The organism is Streptomyces sp. HD, from assembly GCF_028369295.1.
Lineage (GTDB): Bacteria > Actinomycetota > Actinomycetes > Streptomycetales > Streptomycetaceae > Streptomyces.
In genome coordinates, this window is sequence record NZ_JAQMYP010000015.1 from 36,627 (window position 1) to 58,135 (window position 21,509).

Consider the following 21,509-nt stretch of genomic DNA (forward strand, 5'->3'; position numbering starts at 1 on the left):
GAATTCCAGTGTAGCTGTTGTTCAAATTTGGAGTATCGATTAGCGTGGAGTCGTCCAAATTTGGATTACAGATCCCCAGCGATCCCCCCGAAGCTCAGGAGTGAACGATCATGACCGTCGCCGTCGAAACCGGAACCTGGCAGCTCGACACCGCCGCCTCCACCGTCGCCGTCCGGCACAGGACGTTCTGGGGCCTGGTCACCGTGAAGGGCACCTTCACCGCGGTCAACGGCAACGGCGAGGTGCGGCCCGACGGCTCCGCCGTCGGCACGATCACCCTGGACGCCGGCTCCCTGGACACCCGTAACGCCAAGCGCGACGAGCACCTGCGCTCCGCCGACTTCTTCGACGCCGCCAACCACCCCGAGATCACCTTCTCGGTCCGCAGCGCCGAGCTGCGCGACGGCGACGAGGTGCAGGTCGTCGGTCAGCTCACCGTCCGGGGCATCAGCCGGCCCCAGTCCGTCACCGCCCGCCTCGTCGGCGCCGACGACCGGTCGCTCACCCTGGACACCGAGTTCACCGTGGACCGCGAGCAGTTCGCCATGGGCTGGAACCAGCTCGGCATGATGCGCGGCCTCACCACGGTCGCCGGCACCCTCCGCTTCACCCGGACCGCGGCAGCCTGACGTCGGCGCTCGACAGAGTCTGCGGTACGGCCGTGAAGGCCCGCAGCCGGATCCGTACGCCCGGACGGGGAAGCCGGAACCAGCCCGCGGGCGGCCGGAGTTCATAGCGTGCCGTCGTGTGGGCGGGCAGCGCGGCCGGGCCCCGTACGACCGTCCAGTACTGGTTCATGCCCTGGCCCGTGGTCAGCGTGAAGTGAGGCGTGAGGGCGGCGGCGTCGGTGTTGGTGACCTCGACCTCCAGCCCGGACACGGCAGTCGGCGTCGCCCACCGCGCCGACGTCACCCGCATGCCCAGCGGAGGCGTCCCCGTCGCCGCCCAGGCCGCGCCCGCCAGGGCCGGGGTGAGCAGCAGCGCGGCCGCAGCGAGCCGTGCCGGGCGCCGGTACAGCGGTCGCGGGCGCGGCTGCCAGGAGGTGGCGAACTCCGACGCCGGTGCGGTGACCGCCGCCGCCAGCCACAGCGGCGTCATCATCAGGTAGTAGCCGTCCTGGGAACGCGTCGCCAGGAAGAACGCGCACCACGGCAGGACGGTGGCCGCCGGCCCCAGCCGCCGGACGAACACCACGAACAGCGCGAGCAGGCCCGCCGCCAGCAGCAGGCTCGCGTGGGAGTACCAGTCGAGCCGGTCGCTGCCGTCCGTGAAGTACAGCGAGATCCCGACCACGCCCTGCCCGTGGATCACCGCGCCCTGCGTCAGCGGCAGCGCTATGCCCCGGATCCAGGTGCCGGGCTCGCTCACGACGAAATACGTGTTGAGCAGCAGCCATACGAGCCCGGCGGCCCCGGCGATCCGCCCCACCACCAGCGCCGCCGCCCGCGCGCCCAGCTCCCCGCGCCGTACGGCGTAGATCCCGGCCAGCAGGAACGGCGCCACGAACCACGGCAGTTGCTGCGCCGCACACGCCGCCCCCAGACACGCCGCCCGCGCCAGCCCGGCCGCGCCCAGCCGTCCGCCCCGCCCGATCCGCGGCCACCGCACCACCACCGGCACCAGCAGGGCCAGCGCCACGATCGCCGGATAGCCGAGGCGGCCGTACGACGGAAGGAAGCCGAAGCCGAGGCAGGCCATGGTCGCCGCCGAGCGCCAGGGCGTGGGCAGCATTCGCCACAGTGCGACCGTGCCAGCGACGAGGGCCGCCGTGCTCACGGCTGTCGCGGGCAGCGCCCCGTGCCCCAGCCACAGCAGCGGAGCCGTGAGCAGCGGGGTCAGGGGCGGATAGCCGTAGGTGAAGTCGTAGCCGCCCGAGACCGTCGGGGTGAGGGCGACTCCGTGGCCGAAGAGCCAGGGCCAGGGCTGCCCGTAGACGGGGCGCCCGGCGACCAGTTCATGGGCGGCCTGGGTGGTGAGGACCGCCTCGTCGCTGCCGGTGTGGTTCATCGCCCACGCGCACAGCGCCAGCGTCACGGCGGTCACCAGGACGCACAGATCCAGCCGTGCCAGCGACCGTGCCCGCCGCACCACCAGCGCCAGCACGCCGCAGCCCAGGATCGAGGCGTAGCACAGCGAGATGACGGCGGCCACGACGAGACGGTGGCTCGCCGCCTGCGTCCAGATCGCGCGGGTGCCGACGAAGAGGCTGATGTCCGCGAGGAGGGTCAGCACGCGGTGCCACTGGGCGGGGGGTTCCGGGACGGCGGGCGCCGGCGAGCTTGTCCGCCGGACCGGTGTCACCGACTGCTGTTCTGCCGACTGCACGCCACCGGACCGTAATCAGGCCTGGTGAGCGAGGTGCCGCCGGAGGTGAAGAGTCCGGTGTGAGGCAGGTGAGAACCGGCCCTCGGGGTCGGTCAGTAGACGTCCCGCACATACCGCTTCGCCGCCGCCAGCTGCTTCACGTACGCCGACGCCTCGGCCTCGTCCAGCCCGCCGTGCGTGACCGCGATGTCCCGGAGCGCCCGGTCCACGTCCTTGGCCATGCGCGAGGCGTCCCCGCACACGTAGAAGTGGGCGCCCTCCTGCAGCCAGCGCCACAGCTCCGGGCCGTGCTCGCGCATCCGGTCCTGGACGTACACCTTGTTGCGCTGGTCGCGGGAGAAGGCGGTGTCGAGCCGGGCGAGGGTGCCCTCGTCGAGCAGCGCGGTCAGCTCGTCCTCGTAGTAGAAGTCACTGGCCCGGTGCTGCTCCCCGAAGAACAGCCAGTTGGGCGCCCGGTGCCCGAGCGCGCGCCGCTCCCGGAGGAAGCCGACGAAGGGCGCGACACCGGTACCCGGACCGACCATCACCATCGGCGTGGCGGCGTCGGCGGGCGGCCTGAAGTGCGGGGAGCGCTGCACGAACACCGGCACCTCGGTACCGGGCCCGGCGTCGGCGAGGAACGGCGAGCAGACCCCGCCGCGCGGCTGGCCTTGCAGGTTCTCGTACCGCACCACGGAGACCGTCAGCGAGACGCTGTGCGGGTCGTCCAGCGGGCTGGACGATATGGAGTACAGCCGCGGCTGGAGCTTCTTCAGCACCCCGGCCCACTCCTCGGCGCCCGCCCGCACCGGGTGCTCGGCGACGACGTCCACGGCCTGCCGCCCCCAGCTCCACTGCGCCAGCCCGTCCTTGTTGTCCGGCCGCAGCAGCCGGCGCAACTCCCGGTCGTCACGGACGCGTTCGGCGACGAAGCGCAGCAGGTCCGAGGTGATCCGCGTGATGTCGAGATGCCGGTGCAGGGCCTCCGCGAACGGGACCGCGCCCACGCCGTCCACCTCCACCGCCGTCGCCCCGTCGACGCCGGTCACCGCGAGCCACTCCTCCACCAGCGCGGGCGAGTTGACCGGCCGCACCCCGAGCGCGTCGCCCGTCTCGTACGTCAGCGGGGTCCCGCTCGTGTCGAAGGTGAAGCGCCGCACCTCCTTGCCCGCACCGGGGCGGCTGAGCAGCCGGTTGCCGACGAGCAGGGCGGTGGTGGGAGCGGGCCTGGGACCGGCCTTCGGCTTCCCGGCAGGTTCCTTCCCGACCGGCTTGTTCCCGGACGGCTTGTTCTCGGTGGCCGGTGCGGCCGTGTCGCCCAGTGCGCCGAGGACCTGGTCGAGCCATGCGTCGGCGGACGGCTCGTAGTCCGGTTCGCAGTCCGTACGGGGGGCCAGGCGTACCCCGCCCAGTTCGTCCAGCCGTGCGTCGAGCCGCCGCCCGTGCCCGCAGAAGTCGTCGTACGACGAGTCGCCGAAGGCGAGCACCGCGTACCGCACCCCGTCCAGTCGCGGAGCGCCCGCGTCGGCCAGCGTGTCCCACAGGCCCGATCCGTTGTCGGGTGCGTCGCCGTCGCCGAACGTGCTGGTGATGAAGAGCAGGTCGGCCGCGCCGGCGAGGGCCGGGACATCGGCCTCGTCCATGCCGACCAGGGTGGTCCGGTGCCCGGCCGCGCCCAGCCGCTCGACGGTGGCGGTGGCGAACTCCTCGGCGTTGCCCGTCTGCGAGGCCCACAGCACGACGACCTCACGGCCCGGACTGTCCGGTACGGCGGGCGCACTCGCCGACCGTGAGTACATCCCGGCGAGCACGCCGTTGACCCACATCGCGTGCTCGGGGCTGAAGGGCGCGTCCGGCGGCAGGACAGGGATGCCGGGCGCGCCGGTCTCGATGCCGGACAGGAAGCCGGTCAGATAGAGGCGTTCCTGTGCGGTCAGGACGGGCGGCGGGGTGGGGGCGAGCCCGAAAGGGTCGGCACCCGGGGTGACGGAGGCGGGGTTGACGGAGGCCGGGGTGACGGAGGCCGGGACGATCACCTGAGCGGGCTCCACCGGAGCCGGGGCCAGGGCCGGCGGCTGCGCCGGCTCGTTGACCTTCGCCAGCGACACGGCGCACACCTTGAACTCCGGCTGGAAAGAGACCGGGTCCACGGCATCGCTGGTCACCGCGTTGACGCTCAGATACTCCCCGAACAGGTCGTTCCAGTGGAACGGCGCGAACGCGCACCCCGGCAATACCCGCTCGGTCACCACGGCCGGCAGCACGGCCCGCCCCCGCCGCGAGGCGACCTCGACCCGGTCCCCCTCGGCGATCCCGAGCGCCCGCGCGTCCTGCGGATGCACCTCCACGAACGGCCCGGGGTTGAGCTTGTTCAGCTTGGCGACCCGCCCCGTCTTGGTCAGCGTGTGCCACTGGTGCTGCACCCGACCGGTGTTGAGCACGAAGGGATAGTCGTCGTCCGGCATCTCGGCGGGCGCCATGTGCGGACGGGCATGGAAGACGCCCCGCCCGCTCGCGGTCGGGAACCGCAGCTCCCCGCCCTCGTCGACGTACCGGATCGGATTGCGCTCCGGTCCGTCCACCTCCGCGGCCGGCCACTGCACGGGCGTGGCCCGCAGCCGCTCGTACGTCACGCCGCGCAGATCCCAGCCGGTCGCCGGGTTCCAGGCCCGCCGTATCTCCTCGAAGACGTCCTCGGCACTGTCGTACGAGAACCCCTTCTCGTACCCCATTGCACATGCGACGGCCGCGATGATCCGCCAGTCCGCCATCGCCTCGCCCGGCGGGTCGGCCACGGGCCGGGTCAGCGTGAGGTTGCGCTCGCTGTTGACGAAGACGCCCTCGCCCTCGGTCCACATGGCGCCGGGCAGCACGACATCGGCGTACGCGTTGGTCTCGGTCTCGCCGAAGACGTCCTGGGTGACGACGAACTCGGCGGCCTCCAGTCCCTCGATGACGGTACGGCGGTTGGCGACCGAGGCGACGGGGTTGGTGCAGATGATCCAGCAGGCCTTGATCTCGCCGTCGGCCATCTTCCGGAACATCTCGACGGTGCCCTTGCCGACCCCGTCGGCGCGCAGGGTGCCCGGCGGCAGCTCCCACAGCTCCTCGACGAAGGCCCGCTCGGCGTCGACGGCGACGGACCGCTGGCCCGGCAGCCCCGGGCCCATGTAGCCCATCTCCCGGCCGCCCATGGCATTCGGCTGCCCGGTGAGGGAGAAGGGACCGGAGCCCGGACGGCAAATGGCACCCGTGGCCAGATGCAGGTTGACCAGGGCGTTCGTGTTCCAGGTGCCGTGCGTGGACTGGTTGAGCCCCATCGTCCAGCAGCTCATCCACTCACCGGCCTCGCCGATCAGCCGGGCGGCGGTGCGCAGGTCGTCCTCGGCGAGCCCGGTGATCTCGGCGACGCCGGCCGGCGCGTAGTCGGCGAGGAAGGCGGGCATCGCCTCCCAGCCCTCGGTGTGGTCGGCGACGAAGTCGGCGTCGGTGTCACCGTTCTCGACGAGCAGATGCAGCAGGCCGTTCAGGAGGGCGAGGTCGGTACCCGGCTTGAGCTGCAGAAACAGGTCGGCCTTGGCCGCGGTGGCGGTACGTCGCGGGTCGACCACGATGAGTTTCGCGCCCGCCTTGACCCGCTCCATCATGCGCAGGAAGAGGATGGGGTGACAGTCGGCCATGTTCGAGCCGATGACCAGGAAGACATCGGCCTTGTCGAAGTCCTCGTACGACCCGGGCGGCCCGTCGGCGCCCAGCGAGAGCTTGTAGCCCATGCCCGCGCTGGCCATGCACAGTCGCGAATTCGACTCGATCTGGTTCGTCCGCACGAACCCCTTGGCCAGCTTGTTGGACAGGTACTGGGCCTCCAGGCTCATCTGCCCGGACACATAGAAGGCGACCGCGTCCGGCCCGTGCTCGTCGACGATCGTGCGCAGGCGGCGGGCCGTCTCGGCGATGGCGTCGGCCATGGGGGAGGGGGCCGGCTCCTCGCCGCGGTCCCTGACCAGCGCGGTGGTCAACCGCCCCGGCGCGGCCAGCATCTCGGCCGTCGTCGCGCCCTTCGTGCACAGCCGGCCCGCGTTCGCCGGGTGCGTCTTGTCGCCGGACGCCTTCAGGACCGTACGCCGCCCGTCGGGCCCCATTCCGACGTCCAGCAGAACCCCGCAGCCGACCCCGCAGTACGTGCAGACCGTCCGGACCTGAGTCGTGGAGGTGGTCGAGGTCACGTGCTGCCCTTCTCCGGCGGACGGGGTCGTGCCTGGAGCGTACGAATTGCCCGTTACGTCGATGTCACATCCCTTGATCATGAGGAGTTACGTCGGCCACACAGCTGCCCGGAGAGCGATGTGAGGGGGGTGCGGTGGCGAGATGTGGGGGGTGTGGGGCGGTGCGGTACGGTCGCGGTCCGTGTCGCTGTTGGGCCGAACGGGTGACTTGGCGTAAGAATTGGCTGGTGCAGGCATTGAAGGCGAGTCAAGGCGGGGGGAGCCGGTGAACAGCCACGACGTCACCGATGAACAGTGGGAAGGGCTCGCCCAGGTCGTGCCGCTGCGCGGCCGGGACGCCTGGCCGTCCGCGGTGGACCACCGGGTGCCTCCGGAGGCGGTGACGGAGCCTCGGCGCCGGTTCGTCGTCCTGCGGGTCAATGTGTTCGCGGACGCCCGTGACGTCGCCGAGACGCTGATGGCGGGAATCCCGGTACTGCTGGATCTGACCGGGGCGGAGACCGAGGTCGCCAAGCGGGTGCTGGACTTCAGCACCGGCGTCGTCTTCGGACTGGCGAGCGGGATGCACCGGGTGGACCGGAACGTGTTCCTGCTCACGCCGCCGGGCACCGAGGTGAGCGGGCTGATGGAGGGGGCGGGGGTGCCGGGCACCTGAGGGTGCCTGGCCGGGCGGTCGCTCGATCGTAGGAAACGCGTCGGGCCGGAACGGTTCGCCTGACGGCAGGGGTCCTACCGTCCGGGAATGGCCGTGTCATCTGTGTCTGGTGTGTCCGGTGTCGTTTCCCTGCCGTCTCAGGCGGGCCCGGCCGAAGAGGACACACCTCCCGGCCGGCCGCACGTCACCGAGCTCAGACTCTCCGCGTTCGCCGGGCATCGGCGGGCCGCTTTTCCGCTGGGTGCGTGCACCCTCCTCGCCGGGCCGAGCGGGTCCGGGAAGACGACCGCGTTACGGGCCTACGAGGCGCTGGCCCGGCTTGGCGGCGGCGCCGGGGTCGGTGAGGTCTTCCCCGACCCCGGGGCCTGTGTTCCGGAGCGGGCCCGGCCCGACGCCCAGCGGCGGCGCGGCTTCCGTATCGGCTGCACGGCCGACGGCCCCGAGGGGCCGGTCCGGCTCGATGTCGCCGTGCAGGCCGAGCCCGGACTGCGGATCGTGGGGGAGCGGTTGAGCGCCGGCGGGCTCGTCCTGCTGGAGACGGCTCTGCGGGATCCGAGCCGGCCCTTCGTACAGGCCGCCTGGCATACGGCCGGTCAGTCGCCGGTGACACGGGCGCCCCTGCCCGACGACCGGCTCGCCACCGCGCTGCTGCCACTGCGGGTGGCCGGCAAGACGGACGGGCAGCGCCGGGTGATCGCCGCCGCCGAACAGATGGTGGTGGCGCTGCGGTCGGTCTTCGCCTGCGACCCCCGTCCCGAGCGGATGCGCCGCCCGGTACCGGTCGGATCCGGGCGGCTGCTCGGCGGCTGCGACAACCTCGCCGACGTGCTGTGGCGGACCCGCGCCGAGTGCGGGCGGCGCCATACGCAGTTCGTGGCCGCGGTGCGGGCGGGGTGTGCCGGGGCCGTCGCGGACGTGGCCGCGGAGGTGCTCGGCGGCGGGAGCGTGCGGGCGGTGCTCGACCGGGGCGACGGCATCCGCACCGAGCTCCGCCGGCTGGGCGACGGCGAACTGCGCTATCTCGCCCTGTCGCTGGTGCTGTTGACCGGCCCCGGGGTGCTGGAGGTCGACCCGGCGGGTGAGGTGCCCGCGGCCATGCAGGCGTTGACCGTGCTGGCGGACGGGCTGGACCGGGGGCTCGATCCCCGGCAGCGGGGGGAGTTGGCGCGGTTGGCGGCCCGGATGTGCGAGCGGGGGCACATCAGGGTGGTCGGGACGGTGAGTGACACGTCGGGGCTGGTGGGGGTGACCGGGGCGGCAGGGACGGCGGAGGCATCGGGGGCGGCGGAAGTGGGTGGGGTGACGGTGGTACACCTGGAGCCGTGACCGAACCTCTTGATGTGGCCAGGCTGCAGCGACGGCTGGCCGAGTTCGCCGCCGCGCGCAACTGGCAGCCGTACCACACACCGAAGAACCTCGTCGCGGCGCTGAGCGTGGAGGCGTCCGAACTCGTCGAGATCTTCCAGTGGTTGACCCCGGAGGAGTCGGCGCGGGTCATGGATGACGCGGACACCGCGGAGCGCGTGACGGACGAGGTCGCGGACGTGCTGGCGTATCTGCTGCAACTGTGCGAGGTGCTGGGGATCGATCCACTGGCGGCGCTCGACGCGAAGATCGACCGGAACGAGCGGCGGTTTCCCGCGCCGTAGTGAGCGGCGGGGGCGGGGGTGGGCTGCGACGGTTGCCGCGCGGGGAGGAATCCAGTCCACTTTCACTCTCCGTATAGATTCGGCTGGCCGTAGCTGAAAAGTTGTCCGCAGATTTCCGTCTTCCTCTGGCTTTTCGTCTCAGAGCCCTTCACTCTGGGTAGTGAACAGGGGAGTTCGGGCGGACGCGTGGGCAGCGCGTCGGGACAGATGGGGACTGCGGATGGACGCGGTGCGGCTCATCGGGACTAGCAGGCGTGCGCTGGCGGGCAGTGGGGGCGCGCCGGACATCATGACCGAGGTGTGGCAGGCGCAGGCCCTGGCTCAGGCCATAGGGAGTCGGCTGGCCGTGTTCGGCCCACCTGAACTGCGGGGCGAGGCGCTGGGACTGACGGAGCTGGCCGGGCGCGGCTGCGGTGTGCTGGACACACCGGAACTCGCGGAGGGCGACTTACGCGCCGCCCAGCTCACGGAGTTGGGGGACGCCCGGCAGGCACTGATGCACCTGGGGAGCCTGCTGGGGGAGGTGGGGATCGCCCTGGTCGGCGTGGCCAGCGGTGCGGACGACGAGACGACGTACTGGCAGTGCATGGAGGCGATCGACGCGGCGGACGAGTCCCGGGACCGGGTGCTGGAGATGCTGCGCAGACTGGCGGACCGGGATCAGGTGCTGGCGGAGAGGGAGGCGGGGTAGAGGGGCGGGGTGGAGGGCGGGCGCCGGGGTGCCCCTGCTCGCAGAGCCGGCGGGGGAGGCACCCCGTCACGCCGGGCCGTGCACCCACCCCCGGCCCGCCCCTCGACCGGCCCTTGGCCCGCCCACGGCCCACCCCGGCGCCGAGCACTCAGTCAGAGCGCGCTGCCTCAGCCGGTCTCCGCGTCCTGCCGCTCGCCCACCCCGGACGCCCCGGTCGACTGCAGATCCGCGTCCAGTGCCGACAGGTCCGCGTTCAGCGCGGCCATCAGCTCCTCCATCTGCTGCAGCAGCCCCTTCGGCTGACCGGCACCACCGGCCTGCTGTGGTGCGAGTTCCTCGGACATGACGGCCTCCTCGGCCTCCGGCCCCCCGGATAGAAGTGGGCCGACAGAGTGACGCTCCGGCGGTCACCGACCGGCGCGGGTGCCGGGCGGTCCGGCTCCGTTCGAGCCAACGATCACCGTCGGGGCCGGTCACTGGCCCGGGCGAACGGCGGCAATCGCACGCACGGAATTCACCCGACCGTGGACGCGGGCGGCGGAGGGACCGGTGCGGCCGACCTTCGCCTCGGCGTGCAGGATGGAGGTATGGATCTTCGCATCTTCACCGAGCCCCAGCAGGGGGCCACCTACGACACCCTCCTCTCCGTGGCGAAGGCCACCGAGGACCTTGGCTTCGACGCGTTCTTCCGGTCGGACCACTATCTGAAGATGGGTTCCGGGGACGGTCTGCCCGGCCCCACCGACGCCTGGATCACGCTCGCCGGCCTCGCCCGCGAGACCAAGCGGATCCGCCTCGGCACCCTGATGACCGCCGGCACCTTCCGCCTGCCCGGCGTGCTCGCCATCCAGGTCGCCCAGGTCGACCAGATGTCCGGCGGCCGCGTCGAACTCGGCCTGGGAGCGGGGTGGTTCGAGGAGGAGCACAAGGCGTACGGCATCCCGTTCCCGAAGGAGAAGTTCGGGCGGCTGGAGGAGCAGCTCGCCATCGTCACGGGGCTGTGGGCCACCGAGGTCGGCCAGACCTTCGACTTCCACGGCACCTACTACGACCTCACCGAGTCGCCCGCCCTGCCCAAGCCCGCCCAGGACAGGATCCCGGTGCTGATCGGCGGGCACGGCGCCACCCGGACGCCGCGGCTGGCCGCCAAGTACGCCGATGAGTTCAACATGCCGTTCGCCTCGATCGAGGACAGCCAGCGGCAGTTCGGGCGGGTGCGGGCCGCCGCCGAGGCGGCCGGGCGCAAGGGCGACGAACTCGTCTACTCCAACGCCCTCGTCGTGTGCGTCGGCAAGGACGACCAGGAGGTCGCCCGCCGCGCCGCCGCGATCGGCCGGGAGGTCGACGAGCTGAAGGTCAACGGGCTCGCCGGCTCCCCCGAGGAGGTCGTCGACAAGATCGGGCGGTACCAGGAGATCGGTACCCGGCGGCTCTACCTCCAGGTCCTCGACCTGGGCGACCTGGATCACCTGGAACTCATCTCGTCCCAGGTCCAGTCGCAGCTGTCGTAGCCCTTCCCCGCCCTTCCCGCCTCTTCCCTCTCCTTCCCTTCCCTTCCCTCCTCCTGGTCCTTCTTCTCTTCCGCTCCCATCCCGTCGCGGCCCTCGGCAGCATCCAGCCGGGGGCCGCGCCGTGGACAGGGGCCGCAGAAGGGGCGAACGAAAAATCCCGGGAGGTTCCGACGTGGGCTCTGTACTTTGGACAGGCTGCGCACAGGCGCAGCTCAGACCCTATTCGAAGGCCGACCCACCGTGTTCCTGACCATCACCACCACCGGGACCCCCGAACGCCCCGCCACAGATCTCGGCTTCCTGCTGCACAAGCACCCCGAGAAATCGCAGGCGTTCTCCACCTCCTACGGCAAGGCGCACGTCCTCTACCCGGAGGCGGACGCCGAACGCTGCACGGCGGCGCTGCTCCTGGAGGTCGACGCGGTGGCGCTGGTCCGGCGCGGGAAGGGCAAGGGCCGCGGCGGGGCGCCCGACGCGGCGCTCGCGCAGTACGTCAACGACCGGCCGTACGCCGCCTCCTCGCTGCTCGCGGTCGCGCTCAGCAGCGTGTTCTCCAGCGCGATGCGCGGCGTGTGCAACGCCCGGCCCGAGCGGGCGGCCGAGCCGCTGCCCCTGCGTATCGAGGTGCCCTCGCTGCCGGCCCGGGGCGGCCCGGAGCTGGTACGCCGTCTGTTCGAGCCGCTCGGCTGGGCGGTGACCGTCGAGCCGGTGCCGCTGGACGTACGGTTCCCGGAGTGGGGCGACTCGCGCTACGTGCGGCTCGTCCTGGACTCCGAGACCCTGACCCTCGCCGAGGCCCTGCGACACCTGTACGTCCTCCTCCCCGTCCTGGACGACGCCAAGCACTACTGGGTCGCCCCCGACGAGGTCGACAAGTTGCTGCGGGTCGGTGAGGGCTGGCTGCCGGACCACCCGGAACAGAAGCTGATCACCAGCCGGTATCTGTCGCGCCGCTGGTCGCTGACCCGCGAGGCGATGGAGCGGCTGGAGCTGGTGCGGCTCGCGGAGGCCGACGACATTGAGGTCGAGGACATCGACAACGCCGTCGAGGCCGAGAGCGAGACGGAGGAGAAGCCGACCCCGCTCGCCGTGCAGCGCCGGGACGCGATCGTGGCCGCGCTGAAGGCGTCCGGTGCCGCGCGCGTGCTCGATCTCGGGTGCGGTCAGGGCCAGTTGGTGCAGGCCCTGCTCAAGGACCCGGCGTTCACCGAGATCGTCGGCGTGGACGTGTCGATGCGGGCACTCACCATCGCCGGACGGCGGTTGAAGCTGGACCGGATGGGCGAGCGGCAGGCCTCGCGCGTGAAGCTCTTCCAGAGCTCCCTCGCCTACACCGACAACCGCCTCAAGGGCTACGACGCCGCCGTGCTCAGCGAGGTCATCGAGCACCTCGACCTGCCCCGCTTGCCCGCCCTGGAGTACGCGGTGTTCGGCGCCGCACGCCCGCGGACGGTCCTCGTGACGACCCCGAACGTCGAGTACAACGTCCGCTGGGAGTCCCTCCCGGCCGGGCATGTCCGGCACGGCGACCACCGGTTCGAGTGGACGCGCGAGGAGTTCCGCGCGTGGGCGCACTCGGTGGCCGAACGGCACGGGTACGGCGTGCAGTTCGTGCCCGTGGGGCCCGACGACCCCGAGGTGGGGCCGCCGACCCAGATGGCCGTCTTCGAAATGAACGCAGCCGTGACGAACGTGAACGACGAGAAGGGGGCGAAGGCCGCATGACTCAGGAAACAAAGGGGCGTGTCCTGCCCGTCACCGACCTCTCCCTCGTCGTGCTCGTCGGCGCCTCCGGCTCCGGCAAGTCCACCTTCGCCCGCCGGCACTTCAAGCCCACCGAGGTGATCTCCTCCGACTTCTGCCGCGGCCTGGTCTCCGACGACGAGAACGACCAGAGCGCGAGCCGGGACGCCTTCGACGTCCTGCACTACATCGCGGGCAAGCGTCTGGCCGCCGGACGCCGCACGGTCGTGGACGCCACCAACGTGCAGCAGGACTCCCGCAAGCAGCTGATCCAGCTCGCCAAGCAGTACGACGTGCTGCCCATCGCGATAGTGCTGGACGTCCCGGAAGAGGTGTGCGCCGAGCGCAATGCCGCCCGCACCGACCGGGCCGACATGCCGCGCCGCGTCATCCAGCGGCACATCCGCGAACTGCGCCGGTCGATCCGGCACCTGGAGCGAGAGGGCTTCCGCAAGGTGCACGTCCTGCGGGGCGTGGAGGACGTCGAGGGCGCCACCGTCGTCACCGAGAAGCGCTTCAACGACCTGACCCACCTCACCGGCCCCTTCGACATCGTCGGCGACATCCACGGCTGCGCGTCCGAACTGGACTCCCTGCTGGGCAAGCTGGGCTACGTCGACGGAGTGCACCCGGACGGCCGTACCGCCGTCTTCGTCGGCGACCTCGTCGACCGCGGCCCGGACAGCCCGGGTGTGCTGCGCCGCGTGATGTCGATGGTGAAGTCGGGCAACGCGCTGTGCGTGCCGGGCAACCACGAGAACAAGTACGGCCGCTACCTCAAGGGCCGCAAGGTCCAGCACACGCACGGACTCGCCGAGACCATCGAGCAGATGGAGACCGAGAGCGAGGAGTTCCGCGCGGAGGTCCGGGAGTTCATCGACGGGCTCGTCAGCCACTACGTCCTCGACGGCGGCAGGCTGGTGGTCTGCCACGCCGGTCTGCCGGAGAAGTACCACGGCCGTACGTCGGGGCGGGTGCGTTCGCACGCGCTGTACGGCGACACCACCGGGGAGACCGACGAGTTCGGGCTGCCGGTGCGCTACCCGTGGGCCGAGGACTACCGGGGCCGCGCGGCCGTGGTGTACGGCCACACCCCGGTGCCGGACGCCACATGGCTGAACAACACCATCTGCCTGGACACCGGTGCCGTCTTCGGCGGCAAGCTGACCGCGCTGCGCTGGCCGGAGCGCGAACTGGTCGACGTACCGGCGGAGCAGGTCTGGTACGAGCCGGCCAAGCCGCTGCGGACGGAGGCACCGGGCGGGCACGACGGACGGCCGCTCGACCTGGGCGACGTACAGGGCCGCAGGGTCGTCGAGACCCGGCACGCGGGCCGGGTGTCGGTCCGTGAGGAGAACGCGGCCGCGGCCCTGGAGGTCATGAGCCGTTTCGCCGTCGACCCGCGCCTGCTGCCGTACCTTCCGCCGACCATGGCGCCCACGGCCACGAGTCACATCGAGGGCTATCTGGAGCACCCGGCGGAGGCCTTCGCGCAGTACGCGGCGGACGGCGTCGAGCGGGTCGTGTGCGAGGAGAAGCACATGGGTTCGCGGGCCGTGGCGCTGGTGTGCCGGGACGCGGACGTGGCGCGCAAGAGGTTCGGTGTGGACGGCCCGACCGGGTCGCTGTACACCCGTACCGGGCGTCCCTTCTTCGACGACGAGTCGGTGACCGAGACGATCCTGGACCGGATCCGGGAGGCCGTCGGCGAGGCCGGTCTCTGGGACGAGCCGGCCACATCCAACAGCGCCTCCGGCGCGGGGGACTGGCTGCTGCTCGACGCCGAGCTCATGCCGTGGTCGCTGAAGGCGGCGGGCCTGCTGCGCTCGCAGTACGCGGCGGTCGGCGCCGCATCCGGGGCCGCGTTCCCGGGTGCGCTGGCCGCGCTGGAGGGCGCTGCCGCGCGCGGCGTCGACGTGTCCGACCTGCTGGCGCGCCAGCGCGAACGCGCGTCGGACGCGGCCGCGTTCACCGAGGCGTACCGCCGCTACTGCTGGACGACGGACGGCCTGGACGGCGTACGCCTGGCACCGTTCCAGATCCTGGCCGCCGAGGGCCGCAGCCTCGCGGCGCTCCCGCACGACGAGCAGCTCGCGCTTCTCGACCGGCTGGTGGAGCACGACGGCAGCGGGCTGCTCCAGACCACCCGACGGCTGTACGTCGACACCGGTGACCCGGAGTCGGTGCAGGCCGGCGTCGACTGGTGGCTGGAGATGACGGGCCGCGGCGGCGAGGGCATGGTCGTCAAGCCGCTCGGTGCGGTGGTGCGCAGTGGGGAGGGCCGCCTCGTGCAGCCCGGCATCAAGTGCCGGGGCCGCGAGTACCTGCGGATCATCTACGGTCCGGAGTACACGCGCCCGGACAACCTGGACCGGCTGCGCAAGCGGTTCCTCAACCACAAGCGGTCCCTCGCCATCCGCGAGTACGCGCTGGGGCTGGAGGCCCTGGACCGGCTGGCCGAGGGCGAGCCGCTGTGGCGGGTGCACGAGGCGGTGTTCGGGGTGCTGGCGCTGGAGTCGGAGCCGGTGGACCCGCGGCTGTGACGGGCAGGGGTGACGATCGGTCGGCTGCGGCGATCGGTGGCTGACCCACGGTCAGTCGACCAGCCGCAGCCGCTCCCGGCACACCCCCACGCGAACCGTCTGGCCCCAGGTCAGCTGGACCGCGTCCGTCTCCATGCCGTCCCCGAACGCCACGAGCCGTTCGGACTCGACGGTGAGCTGCAGACGGGTCGCGGCGGCGAGTTCCCCGGCCACCAGTGACGTACCGGTGGCCGGGGACGGCCAGGCCTCGCGGACGTACCACAACAGGCGGGCCTCGGTCGGGGCGGGCAACCGCAGTCGCCCGCCCCGCTCCTGCCACACCGACCGGATCCAGCCGGTCGCCCCCGTCCCGGTGCCGATGAGCACCCCGGACGAGGCCTGGGCCTCGACGACACCCCCGTCGTCCTCCAGGCCCAGGCGGTATCTGGCCGTCTGGTGGCCGACGGCGCCCAGGTAGATCTCGTTGAGCGCCACCAGCCGCTGTGTGTCGTCGGCGACGGCCTCGACCATGGTGAGTTCGTCGCAGCGGCCCCCTCCGGATTGCGTGGCGGCGAGCAGTGAGCCGGTGTCCTCCGGGCGGTGACGGACCAGGACACCCGGGTTGCGGCCGGGATCGGCGTCGATGCCCAGCACCGGCTGCCCGGCCAGGTACTTGGCCACGTTCGCGACCAGACCGTCCTGCCCGACCACGACCACGACGTCCTCCGGGGCGAACAGGAAACGGTCCAGGTCGGTCCGCTCGACCCGCGCCTGACGCCATGTCATCGGCACGGCGGAGGCGACCTCGGCCAGCGCCCGCCCGGCGCGCTGGTGGCGCTCCGCGATCTCCCGGATGTCGCGGCCCCGGGAGGAGAGGAAGAAGGCGGCCTGGCCGTGAGTGCCGTGCCGGGCCACCAACTCCTCGTACTCCGTGGTGCGATGGACGAGAACGACCCGTGGGGCGAGGCTCACTCCTGCTCCCGCGTCCCGAGCCGGGCGAGCAGCCCCGTCAGCACGTCCGGCGACACCGTCACGCTGTCGATCCGCGGCAGGTTCTCCGCCAGCCGCGTCCCGGTGAGGGCGTGCAGAGTGGCCACGTCCACCTCGGCGTGCACCCGCAGCCAGGCCGCCTGCGCCTGCGCCCGCGCCTCACCGACTTCACGCGCCCCCTCGGCCTCGGCCCGGGCCAGCCGCACGGACCGGGTGGCCTCGGCGTCGGCGAGCCGAACGGTGCGTGCCGCCTCGGCCTCGGCCCTGACCGCGTCGGCCGACGCGTGCTCCTCGGCCTCGCGGCGCGCGTTCGTACCGCGCTGCTCCACCAACTGCTCCTCGCGGCACGCGAGTTCGATCTGGCTGGCCAGTTCGTTCTCGGCGATGGTCCGCTCCCGCTCGACGGCCACCGCCCGCCGTTCGTACGTCGCCCGGTCCGCCTCCTGCTGGATCTGCTCCCGGGCCGGGGTGCGCAACGCCCGCTCCACCTCCGGTTCCGGACGCAGCGCCACGACGCGTACGGCGACCACCTCGATGCCGGTCGCCGGCAGGCGGGGCTCCCCGGCGAGGCCGGCCGCGATCCGCTCTCGCACCGCCGTCAGCCCCGTCTGGTGGGCGTCCAGGGCCGCCGACAGCGGCGTACGCGCGAGGACGTCCAGGGCGTGCTGCTGTGCCGTCTCCGTCAGGAGCGTGCCCAGCTGTTCCAGCGGGGTGCCCCGCCAGGCGCCCGTGTCCGGGTCGATGGAGAAGTCCAGGCGCGTCGCGGCCATCGCCGGGTCGCTGATCCGGTAGGTGACCGTCGCCTGTACGGCCACGTCCTGGAAGTCGGACGTACGGGCATGGAAGGTCATCGCCAACTCCCGGTCGTGGACCGGGACTTCGGAGAGCGCGGCGGTCAGCGCACGGAACCAGAAGCTGAGCCCGGGACCGTCGTGCAGCAGCTTTCCGCCGCGGTGGTGGCGGATGTGCGCCGTGGGTGCGCCGCGCAGATGGCGCCAGCCGAGGCGCCGGGTGATGTCGGCCATGAAGCCCCCTCTTTTTCGTCCCCTTGACGATAAGCGTGAGGCCCACTTGTCGTCAAGGGGACGAAAAGAAGAAGGGGGCAAGTAGGGGGTGAACACGGTCCCCGGTGGTCAGGATGGAGGCATGGCGTTTCATGTCGACTCCGAGGCCGGGCGGCTGCGCCGCGTCATCCTGCACCGGCCGGATCTTGAGCTCAAAAGGCTCACCCCCAGCAACAAGGACGCGCTGCTCTTCGACGACGTGCTGTGGGTCCGCCGGGCGCGCGCCGAGCACGACGGGTTCGCCGACGTGCTGCGCGACCGGGGTGTCACCGTCCATCTCTTCGGCGACCTGCTCACCGAGGCCCTGGAGCTCCCGGCGGCCCGGAGGCTCGTCCTGGAGCGGGTCTTCGACGAGAAGGAGTACGGGGTGCTCGCCACCGACCACCTCCGTGCGGCCTTCGAGGGCCTGCCCTCGCCCGAGCTGGCCGAGGCCCTAGTCGGCGGCATGACCAAGCGGGAGTTCCTGGAGGTGCACCCCGAGCCGACCTCCGTGCGCTTCCATGTCATGGAGCTCGACGACTTCCTCCTCGCACCCCTGCCCAACCACCTCTTCACCCGTGACACCTCCGCCTGGATCTATGACGGCGTCTCGGTCAACGCGATGCGCTGGCCCGCCCGGCAGCGCGAGACCGTGCACTTCGAGGCGATCTACCGACACCATCCGCTGTTCCGCGAGGAAACGTTCCACTTCTGGTCCGAGGGGCAGGCGGACTACCCCTCCACCATCGAGGGAGGGGACGTCCTGGTGATCGGCAACGGCGCGGTGCTGATCGGCATGAGCGAGCGGACGACGCCCCAGGCCGTCGAGATGCTCGCCCACAAGCTGTTCGCCGCCGGGTCGGCGCAGACCATCGTGGCCCTCGACATGCCCAAGCGGCGTGCGCTGATGCATCTCGACACCGTGATGACGATGGTCGACGGCGATGTCTTCACCCAGTACGCCGGGCTCGGCATGCTCCGCTCGTACACCATCGAACCGGGCGCCGGCGACAAGGAACTGAAGGTCACCGACCATCCGCCGGAGCACATGCACCGCGCGATCGCCGCCGCCCTCGGACTGAACGAGATCCGGGTCCTGACCGCGACGCAGGACGTCCACGCGGCCGAGCGCGAGCAGTGGGACGACGGCTGCAATGTGCTCGCCGTCGAGCCGGGTGTCGTAGTGGCCTACGAGCGGAACGCCACCACCAACACGCATCTGCGCAAGCAGGGCGTCGAGGTGATCGAGATTCCGGGCAGCGAGCTGGGGCGGGGGAGGGGTGGGCCGCGCTGTATGAGCTGTCCGGTCGAGAGGGCGGCCGTATAGGGGAGATGTGTGCCAGGTGACGAAGGTCGCCCTGTATAGAAATGCTGATGGTCGTATAGACTTCCAAGGTCCCCTGTACTCGTACCTCTGGAGCGCCCTCATGGCGACTGTCCCGACCGCCCTCGCCGGCCGCCACTTCCTCAAGGAGCTCGACTTCACCGAGCAGGAGTTCCTCGGGCTGGTCGAGCTGGCCGCCGAGCTGAAGGCCGCCAAGAAGGCCGGGGCCGAGACGCAGTACCTGCGGGGCAGGAACATCGCGCTGATCTTCGAGAAGACCTCCACGCGTACGCGCTGCGCCTTCGAGGTGGCCGCCGCCGATCAGGGTGCCTCGACGACGTACCTGGACCCCTCGGGCTCGCAGATCGGCCACAAGGAGTCCGTGAAGGACACCGCGCGCGTGCTGGGGCGGATGTACGACGGGATCGAGTACCGCGGGGACAGCCAGGCGAACGTGGAGGAGCTGGCGCGGTACGCGGGCGTGCCCGTCTTCAACGGCCTGACCGACGACTGGCACCCCACCCAGATGCTGGCCGACGTGCTGACGATGACCGAGCACAGCGGCAGGCCGCCCAAGGAGATCACCTTCGCCTACCTGGGCGACGCCCGCTTCAACATGGGCAACTCGTACCTGATAACCGGCGCGCTGCTCGGCATGGACGTCCGGATCGTCGCGCCCAAGGAGTACTGGCCGGGCGACGAGGTCGTGGCCCGGGCCCGCGAGCTGGCGGAGGGCAGTGGCGCCTTCATCACCCTCACCGAGGACGTTGCCGAAGGAGTGCGCGGCGCCGACTTCGTCGCCACCGACGTGTGGGTGTCCATGGGGGAGCCCAAGGAGGTCTGGGACGAGCGCATCGCCGCGCTCGGCGCCTATGCGGTGACCATGGACGTGCTGCGGGCCACCGGGAACCCCGACGTCAAGTTCCTGCACTGTCTGCCGGCGTTCCATGATCTCGGCACGAAGGTCGGCCGCGAGATCTTCGAGAGCCATGGGCTGCAGTCGCTTGAGGTGACCGACGAGGTCTTCGAGTCGGTGCACTCGGTGGTCTTCGACGAGGCGGAGAACCGGATGCACACGATCAAGGCGGTCTTGGTGGCGACGCTGGGTTGATTCGCGGGGAGCGCCGCAGGGGTGTGGGCGATCCGCCGGCCATCGGTTGGGTGTGGCTCGTCGCGCCCACGCGGCGGTGGCCGCATATTCAGCACAGCCCCGCGCCCCTGAAGTCGGTCAGACAGGGCGGCGTTGAGCAGGTACCGACGGCAGTCGGAACCACACCGCCTTGCCCGAGTCCGTCGGACGGTGGCCGCAGGAGGAGCTCAGGGCGCGGATCAGGAGCAGCCCGCGACCGTGCTCCTGCCAGGGGTCGGGGTCGCCGACGGCCGGGCGGGTCAGGTTGCCCGGCGGGGCCGGGTCCCGGTCGTGCACCTCGACCTGGCAGCCGGACGGCAGCAGCTCCACCACCAGCTCTATCGGGCCGTGGCCCGCGGTGTGCTCCACGGCGTTCGCGACCAGCTCCGCCGTGAGGAGCTCCGCGGTGTCGCTGTCGGCGGCATGCTCCAGCTCGGCCAGCGCCGTACGGACCAATGCACGGGCCACAGGCACGGCCGCGGCGGTGTGCGGCAGCGCGATACGCCAGGAGGCGGAGGCAGCGGAGCGATCTTGCAAGGCGGGTCCGTTCATGAGCAGGCTGTCCTGCTTTCAACCTTATGAATGGTACGGCGCCACTCGGCAGAGGCATCCGACGGGCACCGTTCGGGACCTTCGGCCCCGACTGCTGGGCGGCTTACCCAGGTGAACGGTCGGCCTCGCACGGACGATCCCGCCGTTACCGCGGTGTCGACGAGTCGTGACGGATGTGACGGGGCCAGGTCACATCCAGGCCACACCAAGGTCACACCCGATCGGGTTATCGCGCGGTCGTGACGACGGTCAAAGTTGGGTGATAACTTCGAGGGACAGAGCTCGAAGGGTAGAGCTCAGTGATGCAGTGCCCGCCGTCCGTCCGAGGAGGCCGCACGTCATGAGTCCCTTCACCGGCTCCGCCGCCCGCACCCCCGAGTGGAGGCATCTGCGGGTCGAGCACGCCGACGGGGTCGCCACCGTTACCCTCGCCCGCCCCGAAAAACTCAACGCGCTCACCTTCGGCGCCTACGCCGACCTGCGCGATCTGCTCGCCGAGCTGTCCCGCGAGCGGGCGGTACGGGCGCTGGTACTGGCCGGTGAGGGCCGCGGCTTCTGCTCCGGCGGTGACGTCGACGAGATCATCGGCGCGACCCTGTCCATGGACACCGCCCAGCTGCTCGACTTCAACCGGATGACCGGGCAGGTGGTGCGGGCCGTACGGGAGTGCCCGTTCCCGGTGATCGCGGCGGTGCACGGAGTGGCGGCGGGAGCCGGTGCCGTACTGGCCCTCGCCGCCGACTTCCGCGTCGCCGACCCCACCGCCCGCTTCGCCTTCCTCTTCACCCGGGTGGGCCTGTCGGGCGGCGACATGGGCGCGGCCTATCTGCTGCCGAGGGTGGTCGGCCTCGGCCACGCGACCCGGCTGCTGATGCTGGGCGAACCGGTGAGGGCGCCCGAGGCCGAGCGCATCGGGCTCATCAGCGAGCTGACGGACGAGGGTCGGGTGGACGAGGTCGCGGGGGCACTCGCCCGGCGCCTCGCCGACGGCCCGGCGTTGGCGTACGCCCAGACGAAGGCCCTCCTGACAGCCGAGCTGGACATGCCACTGGCGGCAGCGGTGGAAATGGACGCGTCGACGCAGGCGCTGCTGATGAACGGCGAGGACTACACGGAATTCCACGCGGCGTTCACGGAGAAGCGTCCACCGAAGTGGCGGGGGAGGTAGAG

General features: G+C 71.5%; 17 protein-coding genes. 11 read left to right on the forward strand and 6 right to left on the reverse strand.

Annotated elements, in window-relative coordinates; genetic code table 11:
• Positions 1 to 110 precede the first annotated feature (110 nt).
• Positions 111 to 629, forward strand: coding sequence for a YceI family protein (locus POF73_RS16755; RefSeq protein WP_272115918.1), 519 nt, complete (start codon positions 111 to 113; stop codon positions 627 to 629).
• On the opposite strand, the gene POF73_RS16760 is transcribed toward POF73_RS16755, so the two are convergent.
• Positions 607 to 2,325, reverse strand: a complete 1,719-nt coding sequence (locus tag POF73_RS16760; protein WP_443049530.1) for a hypothetical protein — start codon at positions 2,323 to 2,325, stop codon at positions 607 to 609. The two genes, POF73_RS16755 and POF73_RS16760, sit on opposite strands and share 23 nt — an antisense overlap.
• 92 nt (positions 2,326 to 2,417) lie before the next feature.
• Positions 2,418 to 6,530 (reverse strand): bifunctional nitrate reductase/sulfite reductase flavoprotein subunit alpha, encoded by a 4,113-nt coding sequence (locus POF73_RS16765; protein WP_272115920.1) that lies wholly within the window; start codon positions 6,528 to 6,530, stop codon positions 2,418 to 2,420.
• Positions 6,531 to 6,795: 265 nt separating this feature from the next.
• On the opposite strand from POF73_RS16765, the gene POF73_RS16770 reads away from it, so the two are divergent.
• The 4 genes from POF73_RS16770 (at position 6,796) to POF73_RS16785 (ending at position 9,525) form a co-directional block, all read left to right on the forward strand.
• Entirely contained in the window at positions 6,796 to 7,185 is a 390-nt protein-coding gene (locus POF73_RS16770) for a cell division protein SepF (RefSeq protein ID WP_048587163.1), read from the forward strand.
• Positions 7,186 to 7,272: 87 nt separating this feature from the next.
• A complete protein-coding gene (locus POF73_RS16775; RefSeq protein ID WP_272115923.1) occupies positions 7,273 to 8,511 on the forward strand; it encodes an AAA family ATPase in 1,239 nt (412 codons plus the stop codon).
• Positions 8,508 to 8,834, forward strand: a complete 327-nt coding sequence (locus POF73_RS16780) for a nucleotide pyrophosphohydrolase (protein WP_272115925.1) — start codon at positions 8,508 to 8,510, stop codon at positions 8,832 to 8,834. Before POF73_RS16775 ends, POF73_RS16780 begins: the two co-directional genes overlap by 4 nt.
• Positions 8,835 to 9,054: 220 nt before the next feature.
• Positions 9,055 to 9,525: a DUF6099 family protein gene (locus tag POF73_RS16785; RefSeq protein ID WP_272115928.1), complete on the forward strand. Its 471-nt coding sequence runs from the start codon at positions 9,055 to 9,057 to the stop codon at positions 9,523 to 9,525.
• A gap of 167 nt (positions 9,526 to 9,692) precedes the next feature.
• Here POF73_RS16785 and POF73_RS16790 read toward each other — a convergent pair whose 3' ends face one another.
• Entirely contained in the window at positions 9,693 to 9,869 is a 177-nt protein-coding gene (locus POF73_RS16790) for a hypothetical protein (protein ID WP_272115930.1), read from the reverse strand.
• Positions 9,870 to 10,112: 243 nt separating this feature from the next.
• Between POF73_RS16790 and POF73_RS16795 the strand changes: the two genes are divergently transcribed.
• From POF73_RS16795 to POF73_RS16805, 3 genes are all read left to right on the forward strand, one after another.
• Positions 10,113 to 11,036, forward strand: a complete 924-nt coding sequence (locus tag POF73_RS16795) for an LLM class F420-dependent oxidoreductase (RefSeq protein ID WP_272115932.1) — start codon at positions 10,113 to 10,115, stop codon at positions 11,034 to 11,036.
• Between the two features lie 240 nt (positions 11,037 to 11,276).
• Complete coding sequence (locus POF73_RS16800; RefSeq protein WP_272115934.1) at positions 11,277 to 12,761, forward strand: 3' terminal RNA ribose 2'-O-methyltransferase Hen1; 1,485 nt, start codon at positions 11,277 to 11,279, stop codon at positions 12,759 to 12,761.
• On the forward strand, positions 12,758 to 15,322 hold the full coding sequence (locus POF73_RS16805; RefSeq protein WP_272115936.1) for a polynucleotide kinase-phosphatase: 2,565 nt from the start codon (positions 12,758 to 12,760) through the stop codon (positions 15,320 to 15,322). The genes POF73_RS16800 and POF73_RS16805 overlap by 4 nt, the downstream gene beginning before the upstream one ends.
• A 51-nt stretch (positions 15,323 to 15,373) precedes the next feature.
• Here the strand turns inward: POF73_RS16805 and POF73_RS16810 are convergent, their stop codons facing one another.
• Positions 15,374 to 16,273, reverse strand: a complete 900-nt coding sequence (locus POF73_RS16810) for a hypothetical protein (RefSeq protein WP_272115938.1) — start codon at positions 16,271 to 16,273, stop codon at positions 15,374 to 15,376.
• Positions 16,270 to 17,316, reverse strand: coding sequence for an SPFH domain-containing protein (locus POF73_RS16815; protein ID WP_272115939.1), 1,047 nt, complete (start codon positions 17,314 to 17,316; stop codon positions 16,270 to 16,272). The genes POF73_RS16810 and POF73_RS16815 overlap by 4 nt, the downstream gene beginning before the upstream one ends.
• Before the next feature lie 121 nt (positions 17,317 to 17,437).
• On the opposite strand from POF73_RS16815, the gene POF73_RS16820 reads away from it, so the two are divergent.
• A complete protein-coding gene (locus POF73_RS16820; protein ID WP_272115940.1) occupies positions 17,438 to 18,661 on the forward strand; it encodes an arginine deiminase in 1,224 nt (407 codons plus the stop codon).
• Positions 18,662 to 18,761: 100 nt separating this feature from the next.
• Complete coding sequence (gene argF, locus POF73_RS16825) at positions 18,762 to 19,769, forward strand: ornithine carbamoyltransferase (protein ID WP_272115942.1); 1,008 nt, start codon at positions 18,762 to 18,764, stop codon at positions 19,767 to 19,769.
• A 117-nt stretch (positions 19,770 to 19,886) separates the two neighbouring features.
• On the opposite strand, the gene POF73_RS16830 is transcribed toward argF, so the two are convergent.
• Positions 19,887 to 20,339, reverse strand: a complete 453-nt coding sequence (locus POF73_RS16830; RefSeq protein WP_272115944.1) for an ATP-binding protein — start codon at positions 20,337 to 20,339, stop codon at positions 19,887 to 19,889.
• A gap of 340 nt (positions 20,340 to 20,679) precedes the next feature.
• Here POF73_RS16830 and POF73_RS16835 point away from each other — a divergent pair, with 340 nt between their 5' ends.
• The gene (locus POF73_RS16835; protein WP_272115946.1) at positions 20,680 to 21,507 is read left to right on the forward strand and encodes an enoyl-CoA hydratase family protein; all 828 of its coding nucleotides are present in this window, start codon (positions 20,680 to 20,682) and stop codon (positions 21,505 to 21,507) included.
• Positions 21,508 to 21,509 lie beyond the last annotated feature (2 nt).